Annotated in this window: 8 protein-coding genes and 1 riboswitch; of the genes, 2 read left to right on the forward strand and 6 right to left on the reverse strand. The window is 63.7% G+C overall.

What is annotated here, in order from left to right; genetic code table 11:
* Positions 1-2: 2 nt before the first annotated feature.
* Positions 3-1,496, reverse strand: a complete 1,494-nt coding sequence (locus AC1DNF_RS31605; protein ID WP_478152607.1) for a M20 family metallopeptidase — start codon at positions 1,494-1,496, stop codon at positions 3-5.
* Between the two features lie 188 nt (positions 1,497-1,684).
* Here AC1DNF_RS31605 and AC1DNF_RS31610 point away from each other — a divergent pair, with 188 nt between their 5' ends.
* Entirely contained in the window at positions 1,685-2,494 is an 810-nt protein-coding gene (locus AC1DNF_RS31610; protein WP_478152608.1) for a DUF72 domain-containing protein, read from the forward strand.
* 16 nt (positions 2,495-2,510) lie between these two features.
* Here AC1DNF_RS31610 and AC1DNF_RS31615 read toward each other — a convergent pair whose 3' ends face one another.
* The 5 genes from AC1DNF_RS31615 to AC1DNF_RS31635 all read right to left on the reverse strand — a co-directional run bounded on the left by AC1DNF_RS31615 (position 2,511) and on the right by AC1DNF_RS31635 (position 6,281).
* Positions 2,511-3,038, reverse strand: a complete 528-nt coding sequence (locus AC1DNF_RS31615; protein WP_478152609.1) for a bactofilin family protein — start codon at positions 3,036-3,038, stop codon at positions 2,511-2,513.
* Between the two features lie 180 nt (positions 3,039-3,218).
* Positions 3,219-3,806: an IMPACT family protein gene (locus tag AC1DNF_RS31620; RefSeq protein WP_478152610.1), complete on the reverse strand. Its 588-nt coding sequence runs from the start codon at positions 3,804-3,806 to the stop codon at positions 3,219-3,221.
* A 21-nt stretch (positions 3,807-3,827) separates the two neighbouring features.
* Positions 3,828-4,415: a methionine biosynthesis protein MetW gene (gene metW / locus AC1DNF_RS31625; RefSeq protein WP_478152611.1), complete on the reverse strand. Its 588-nt coding sequence runs from the start codon at positions 4,413-4,415 to the stop codon at positions 3,828-3,830.
* The gene (metX, locus tag AC1DNF_RS31630) at positions 4,412-5,599 is read right to left on the reverse strand and encodes a homoserine O-succinyltransferase MetX (RefSeq protein WP_478152612.1); all 1,188 of its coding nucleotides are present in this window, start codon (positions 5,597-5,599) and stop codon (positions 4,412-4,414) included. The genes metW and metX overlap by 4 nt, the downstream gene beginning before the upstream one ends.
* Positions 5,600-5,714: 115 nt before the next feature.
* Complete coding sequence (locus AC1DNF_RS31635) at positions 5,715-6,281, reverse strand: TMEM165/GDT1 family protein (RefSeq protein WP_478152613.1); 567 nt, start codon at positions 6,279-6,281, stop codon at positions 5,715-5,717.
* A gap of 6 nt (positions 6,282-6,287) precedes the next feature.
* A riboswitch (yybP-ykoY riboswitch) is annotated at positions 6,288-6,471 on the reverse strand.
* Positions 6,472-6,723: 252 nt separating this feature from the next.
* Here AC1DNF_RS31635 and AC1DNF_RS31640 point away from each other — a divergent pair.
* A complete protein-coding gene (locus AC1DNF_RS31640) occupies positions 6,724-7,251 on the forward strand; it encodes an RNA recognition motif domain-containing protein (protein ID WP_478152614.1) in 528 nt (175 codons plus the stop codon).
* Positions 7,252-7,437 lie beyond the last annotated feature (186 nt).

Consider the following 7,437-nt stretch of genomic DNA (forward strand, 5'->3'; position numbering starts at 1 on the left):
CTTCAGGCAGCGGCGGCGTGGGCAACGGGAAGGGCAGCAATGACCTCCGCGACCGCCGCAGTCAGCTTCTTCGCGTAGGGCACATGGAGAAATTCGTTGGGGCCATGCGCATTGCTCTTGGGTCCCAGCACGCCGCAGACCATCATCTGCGCCTTCGGAAAACCGGCGCTCAGCATGCTCATGAGCGGGATGGTGCCCCCTTGGCCGATGTAGCCACAGCTCGCCCCGAAATGCGCCTGCGACGCCGTATTGAGCGCGCGCTCGAACCATGGTGCGGTGTCGGGCGCGTTCCAACCCGTCGCCCCGCCGTTGCTATCGAAGGTCACCCTGGCCTGGTAAGGCGCGTTGTCCTCGAGCAGCGTCTTGAGCTGGCGCACGGCCTGGTCCGCGTCGACCAGCGGCGGCAGGCGCAGCGAGAGCTTGAAAGCGGTGTACGGACGCAGCACATTGCCCGCGTCCTTCAGTGCCGGAAAACCGTCGGCGCCTGTAACGGAGAGGGTTGGCTTCCAGGTGCGGTTGAGGAGCGCCTCCACCGGGTCGGTGGTGGTCGGTAGCGCGAAAGCGGTCGAGCCGCCGCAGTCATAGTGGGCCCAGGGAAAGCGCTTGTAGATCTCCTCGCCCAGGATGGCGGCCGTGGCCTGGGCCTGGACGAGCCGTTCCGCCGGCACTTCGCAATGGAAGCTCTCGGGCAACAGGCGGCCGGTCTTGCTGTCTTCCAGACGGTCGAGCACCTGCCGCATGATGCGGAAACTGGAGGGCACGAGCCCCGACGCGTCGCCGGAATGCACGCCTTCAGTCAGGATTTCGACCTTGAGAGTGCCGCTGGCCATGCCGCGCAATGAAGTCGTGAGCCACAACTGGTCGTAGTTGCCGGCGCCCGAGTCCAGACAGATCACCAGGCCCACGTCGCCCAGGCGCTGGCGGAGTGCATCGACGTACGGCAGCAGGTCATACGAGCCAGACTCCTCGCACGTTTCGATCAGGCCAACGATGCGCGGATGAGCTGCTCCCTGGGCCTTCAATGCCTGAAGTGCCGCGATGCTCGCATACACGGCGTAGCCATCGTCGGCGCCACCGCGGCCGTAGAGCAGGCCGTCCTCGTACTTCGGCGTCCAGGGGCCGAGATCGCTGCGCCAACCGGTGAATTCGGGTTGCTTGTCCAGGTGGCCGTACATGAGGACGGTTTCCTTCATGTCGGTGCCGGTCGCCGCCACTTCGAAGAAGAGCACGGGCGTGCGGCCCTCGAGCCGAACGATCTCCAGCTTCAGGCCCTGGACCTTCTGCGCCTCGACCCAGGTGGCGGCATTGCGCAATACGGTATCGAGGTAGCCATGCTGCGCCCATTCCTTGTCGAACCCGGGCGACTTGGCGGGAATGGCGATGTAATCGGTGAGTTGTTTGACGATGTCGTTGTCCCACTTCGACGAGACTTCGGACAGGGCGCGTTCGGGGTCGAGCAGACCGGCTGGCATTTCGCGGTGGAGGGGGGCGTTCATGGCATTCTTCGCGGGAGTTGGCCGACGATGTTAGTGCGTCTTGCCGGATCGTGCGCGAATGACCGCGTCCGGCAAATACGATACAAATCGTGCTTCTTGCTCTCGCTCGGCCGTCAGCAACCGAAGAAAGCCATGACCATGCAAACGGAATACTCCAGATGCTCAGCGCTGCCCGTGGGAGATGAGCCTTGAGCGCCCCGGGCGGACGCATCCGCGTCGGCATTGGAGGCTGGACTTACGAGCCCTGGCGCGACAACTTCTACCCCGCCGACCTCCCGCATGCAAAGGAACTGCACTATGCCAGCCGACAGCTCACGGCGATCGAGGTCAACGGCACCTACTACAGCACCTTCAAGCCACCGACCTTCAGGAAGTGGCATGACGAAACACCTGAGGGCTTCGTGTTCTCGCTGAAGGCGTCGCGCTTCAGCACCAACCGGAAGCTGCTCGCGACGGCGGGCGAATCGATCGCGCGCTTTGTCGACAGCGGGCTCGGTGAGTTGGGCGACAAGCTGGGCCCCATCGTCTGGCAGTTCATGCCGACCAAGGCCTTCGATCCGGATGACTTCGCCGGCTTTCTGGACCTGCTGCCGCAAAGGGAAGGCAGTCGCGCGCTGCGCCACGTGATGGACGTGCGGCACGATAGCTTTCGCACGCCCGAATACCTGGCGCTCGCGCGCAAGCACAAGGTCGCGACGGTCTTTACAGACTCCGACAAGTTCCCGTCCTTCGCCGACCTGACTGGCGACTTTGCCTATGCCCGGCTGATGAACAGCGATGCGAAGCTCAAGAACGGCTACCCGCCAAAGGTGCTCGACGCATGGGCGGAATCCGCGAAGACGTGGGCAGCGGGCGGCACGCCGGCCTCGCTGCCGCGCGTGGAGGATCACAAGAAGCCGCATGCGTCGGGGCCGCGGGACGTCTTCATCTACTTCATCAACGGCGCAAAAGAAAAGGCACCGGCCGCAGCCAGTGCCTTGATTCAACGCCTCGGCTGAGAAGGACGCGCGTCGGTCAGGCTGCTGCCTGGAACGCCGGCTTGCTGCTGCTCGCCGGCGACGTGCCGAAGCTGATCTCGCCGGAGACTTGACCGCCTTCTTCGATGATGAGCTTGCCGTAACGGATCTTGCCGGTCACTTTGCCCGTGGAATGAATGACAAGCTTGTCGCGCACCGTCAGATTGCCGTCGAAAAGGCCACGGATCTCCGCGATGTCGATCTGGGCGGAGCCCTTGAAGGCGCCTTGCTCGGCGATCTGCATGACGCGGGAGTCCATCGTCGCCTCCACGAGACCTTCGACCACCAACGTGTCGCAATCGGTGATCTCGACGCCCTTGAGCTTGATGTTGGGTCCGACGGTGAGCTTGCTGCCGCCTTCCTTGACAACGCTCGCCGCCGCGTTCGCGGCTTGCGACGTCAGCGTCGAAGGATTGACTGGTGTGCCCGACAGATTCGTGCCCGAACCCATCAGCGGCGCGGGTCGGGAGGTGAGTGGTTCAGCTTCGCGATCACGCTTGCCGAAGAAGGGGGACTGTGTGGCCAATGGGAAGCTCCTCAAAACGTCTATCGTATGAACACGCTTACGGCTCGCGGCACTTCATTGCGCAAGAAGAGTAACTGAATACGTCGCGAACAAGAGACCTTGGGTACTTTCGTGCTCGTGAGGAGGCGTTCTCACGGCCGCGTCTGTGATGTGGATCGTTCTACAGGCGCGGCCGTCGACTCACTGCGCTTGCCAGACGGCGCGCCCTTGCGCCGCATCGTCGACTCTTGCGACGAAGTCGGCCACCAGCGGCTCAGGCAACGCAAACGAGAAATGCACCAGGTTGTCGTGGCGAACCTCGTCGAGCGTGGCGCCCGCCGCAACGATCTCGCGGCGCAGCAAGCCCTCGATCGCATAGGGCACCGCGCACTGCATTCGGCGCTGCCGAACCAGCGCGACCAATGTGGCACCAGCAACGGCTTGCGCGATGCATTCGGTATAGGCGCGCAGCAGACCGCCCGCGCCCAGCTTGACGCCGCCGAAGTAGCGCACGACGGTCGCGAGCACGCCTTCGAGCTGATGGTGCCTCAACACCTCGAGCATCGGCCGCCCGGCCGTGCCGCCGGGCTCACCGTCGTCATTGGCAGCCGACTGCCCACCCGCCATCACAGCCCAGCAAACGTGGGCCGCACCGGGATGCTCGCTGCGCAGCGCCTCGACGATCGCTTGCGCCGCGGCCCGGTCGGCCACGGGCTGGACACAGCCAATGAAGCGACTCTTCTTGACCGACAGGTCGCTGTGGTAGGACGCCGCGAGCGTGAATGCCATGCCTGGAAAAGGTTGGCGCGGTCAGCGTTCGCGTTCGAACTTGAACAGCGCCGTGCTGGCACGCGCATTCGGCAGCCAACGCACTTCGCGTCCATCCTGCAGGCCGAAGGCGTCGAGCACGCGCAAGCGGTTCTTCAGCGCGAGGACTTCGAAATCCTTGAAGGTGCCAACGCGAATATTGGGCGTGTCGTACCACTGATAGGGGAGGCGCCGCGTAACAGGCATGCGGCCTCGGGCGATGCTGATCCGGTTAGGCCAGTGCGCGAAGTTCGGGAAGGCGACAATGCCAATGCGCCCGACACGCGCGGTTTCGCGCAACATCACCTCCGCGTTGCGCAGGTGCTGCAGGGTGTCGATCTGCAGCACCACGTCGAACGACGCATCGTCGAACATCGCGAGGCCTTCGTCGAGGTTGAGCTGGATCACGTCGACGCCGCGCCGCACGCACTGCAGCACGTTGCCGTCGGCGATTTCGACGCCATAGCCGCTGCAGCCGCGCTCCCGCTGCAGCAGATCGAGCATCGAGCCGTCGCCGCAACCAAGATCGAGCACGCGCGAGCCCTCAGGGACGAGCCTGGCAATCCGTTGCTGTGCGTCCAGATCGCTCATGCCGCAACTGCCCCTGCGCCCCGAAGCGATGGCACCGCATTCAGTTCCCTTGCGATACGTTCGAAGTAGGAGCGAACGATCCCCATGTAGCGCACGTCATCGAGCAGGAAGGCGTCGTGACCGTGGGGCGCGTCAATCTCCGCATAGCTGACCCTGCGGCGATTGTCGAGCAGGGCCTTCACGATCTCCCGGCTGCGCGCCGGCGAGAAGCGCCAGTCGGTGCTGAAGCTCACCAACAGGAAGTTGGCCGTGGCCCTCGCCAGCGCGGCACCAAGATTGCCGCCATGACCACGCGCCGGATCGAAGTAGTCAAGGGCGCGCGTGATCAGCAGGTAGGTGTTGGCGTCGAAGTACTCGCTGAACTTGTCCCCGTTGTAGCGAAGGTAGCTTTCGATCTGGAACTCGACCTCCTGCGTTGAATAGCGGAAGTCCGTGCTGGCCGCGGTTCCTCCGACCGCGCTGCGCAGCGCGCGGCCGAACTTCTCGTTCATCACATCATCGCTCTGGTACGTGATGTGGCCGATCATGCGAGCGATACGCAGCCCGCGCTTGGGGACCACGCCATGTTCGTAAAAGTGGCCGCCGTTGAAGTCAGGGTCCGTGACGATGGCGCGACGCGCCACTTCATTGAAGGCGATGTTCTGCGCCGTGAGGCTCGGGGCACTGGCGACCACCACGGCATGCCGCACGCGATCAGGATATTGCAAGGTCCAGGAGAGCGCCTGCATGCCGCCCAGGCTGCCACCCATCACGGCCGCGATCGTCTGGATTCCGAGCACGTCGAGCAGCGCCGCCTGCGCGTTCACCCAATCCTCGACAGTCACCACGGGGAAGTCGGCGCCGTAGGCTCGACCCGTCGCCGGGTTGGCATGCATGGGGCCGGTGGAGCCGAAACAAGAGCCGAGGTTGTTGATGCCGATCACGAAGAAGCGGTCCGTGTCCACCGGCTTGCCGGGACCGATCATGTTGTCCCACCAGCCCTCGGACTTGTCCTGCCCCTCATAGACACCCGCCACATGGTGCGAGGCATTGAGCGCGTGGCACACGAGCACCGCGTTGCTGCGCTCCGCATTGAGCTCGCCATAGGTTTCGTAGGCGAGCGTGTAGTCGGAGACCCGCGCACCGCTACTAAGCGCCAGCGGGCCTGCGAAATGCATCGACTGCGGAGTAACGACCAACGACATGAATGAAAAAACCCGGCGTCGCCAAAAACGAGCCGGGTCCGGCGTCCGTCTTTAGCTGCATTTGTTAAGCGCCCGCAAGCTGGAGCAAATCGGCGCGTCCATCAGTATATGCCGGTCAGCCCCAGCCGATCAAAGCAGCGATGCCGAGCACAAGGAAGATGACGGCGGTAATGCTGTGCACGAGCCCGATCGGCACCCGCTTCACGATTCGGTCGCCCAGCCACACAACCGGTGCGTTGGCCAGCATCATCCCGAATGTCGTTCCGAGGACGACCCATGCATAGGCGTCGACATAGCGGGCAGCGAGCATGACCGTCGCGATTTGGGTCTTGTCACCCATCTCCGCAAGGAAGAACGCGATGACGGTGGTGCCGAACACGCCGAAATGCGATGCCTTGGGCAAGTCGCCATCATCCAGCTTATCGGGGATCAACATCCAGAGGGCCATGACAATGAAGGAGCCGCCGAGAATCCATCGCAACACGTCGGGCCCGAGCGCATGGGTGACCCAATTGCCCACGGCGCCCGCGAGCGCGTGATTGAGTACGGTCGACACGAGAATCCCCCACACGATCGGCCAAGGTTTGCGGAACCGCGCGGCGAGCACAAGGGTGAGCAGTTGGGTCTTGTCACCCATCTCAGCGAGCGCGACGACGCCAGTTGCAACGAAAAATGCTTCCATGAATAGGGATTCCTATGGCCGAAGGACGCAATTGACCATGCGACACCTTCGGCCAATTCCCGAAGTCGCATGGTCAAAGGTCTCGCCAGGCAGGACACTGTTTGCGCCATGTCCTGCCGGGGGGCAAGACAAGTCTGTTGACGCAAACCCTTCTCACGATGGAAGGCGGCTACTCCCCAATGACCGCGCGATTGTAACGGCACCGCGCCACGGCCAAGTAAGCGTGCGCTAGCTTTATCAAAATTTGGAGGGCGGCACGGCTGGGGGCAAATTCCTACTTGCGCTTTGCGTATTTCACCCATAATGCACGAGCCTCCCTTCAAATTTCCTGGGGGGGGTGATTCGGTGATCGGTCAGTTTCGCGCAACTCGGCGACTCTTTCGTTTGGGTGGTGCTATCGGGACTCCATCGCTTTTCTTGATGTGTTTATAGGAGTCCCTTGATGGGCAACAAACTGTACGTCGGTAACCTGCCTTACTCGGTGCGCGACGGTGATCTCGAGCAGGCCTTCGGGCAATTCGGTGCGGTGACGAGCGCCAAAGTCATGATGGAGCGCGATACAGGCCGTTCCAAGGGCTTCGGTTTCGTCGAGATGGGCAGCGACGCGGAGGCACAAGCAGCCATCAATGGCATGAACGGCCAGCCGTTGGGCGGCCGTAGCGTCGTCGTGAATGAAGCACGTCCGATGGAAGCCCGCCCTCCGCGTAGCGGCGGCGGCGGATACGGTGGCGGTGGCGGTGGCGGTTACGGCGGCGGCGGCGGCTATGGCGGGGGCGGCGGTGGCGGTCGCAGTGGCGGCGGTGGTTATGGCGGCGGCGGCGGCAGTGGCGGTTACGGTGGTGGCGGCGGTCGCAGCGGCGGTGGCGGCGGCGACGGTGGCTTCCGCAGCCCCTACGGTGCCGGCCCGCGCGGCGGTGGCGGGGGTCGCGGCGGCTACGGTGGCGGTGGCGGCGGCAATAGCGGCTACTGAGATCTACCCGAACATGCAAGAAGGCTCCCATGGGAGCCTTTTTTCATGGTGCGCCCAGCATGGGCGCACTCCCGGAGGTGCAAGTCCTCCCGTAAGTTGATCACAGCGAACGAAGCGAAGCGCAACTGCATCAGGGCGACCGAGTGTGGGGAGGAAGCGCGGAGCGAAGCTGCGAGCCGATGGACA

Source organism: Variovorax sp. 01T432 (assembly GCF_056398605.1).

What these genes read in the sequence shown, in the direction of transcription:
- metX (WP_478152612.1), bottom strand. Translation starts at nt 5,599, where the DNA reads ATGTCGTTGGTCGTTACTCCGCAGTCGATGCATTTCGCAGGCCCGCTG.
- AC1DNF_RS31640 (WP_478152614.1), top strand. Translation starts at nt 6,724, where the DNA reads ATGGGCAACAAACTGTACGTCGGTAACCTGCCTTACTCGGTGCGCGAC.
- AC1DNF_RS31605 (WP_478152607.1), bottom strand. Translation starts at nt 1,496, where the DNA reads ATGAACGCCCCCCTCCACCGCGAAATGCCAGCCGGTCTGCTCGACCCC.
- metW (WP_478152611.1), bottom strand. Translation starts at nt 4,415, where the DNA reads ATGAGCGATCTGGACGCACAGCAACGGATTGCCAGGCTCGTCCCTGAG.
- AC1DNF_RS31620 (WP_478152610.1), bottom strand. Translation starts at nt 3,806, where the DNA reads ATGGCATTCACGCTCGCGGCGTCCTACCACAGCGACCTGTCGGTCAAG.
- AC1DNF_RS31635 (WP_478152613.1), bottom strand. Translation starts at nt 6,281, where the DNA reads ATGGAAGCATTTTTCGTTGCAACTGGCGTCGTCGCGCTCGCTGAGATG.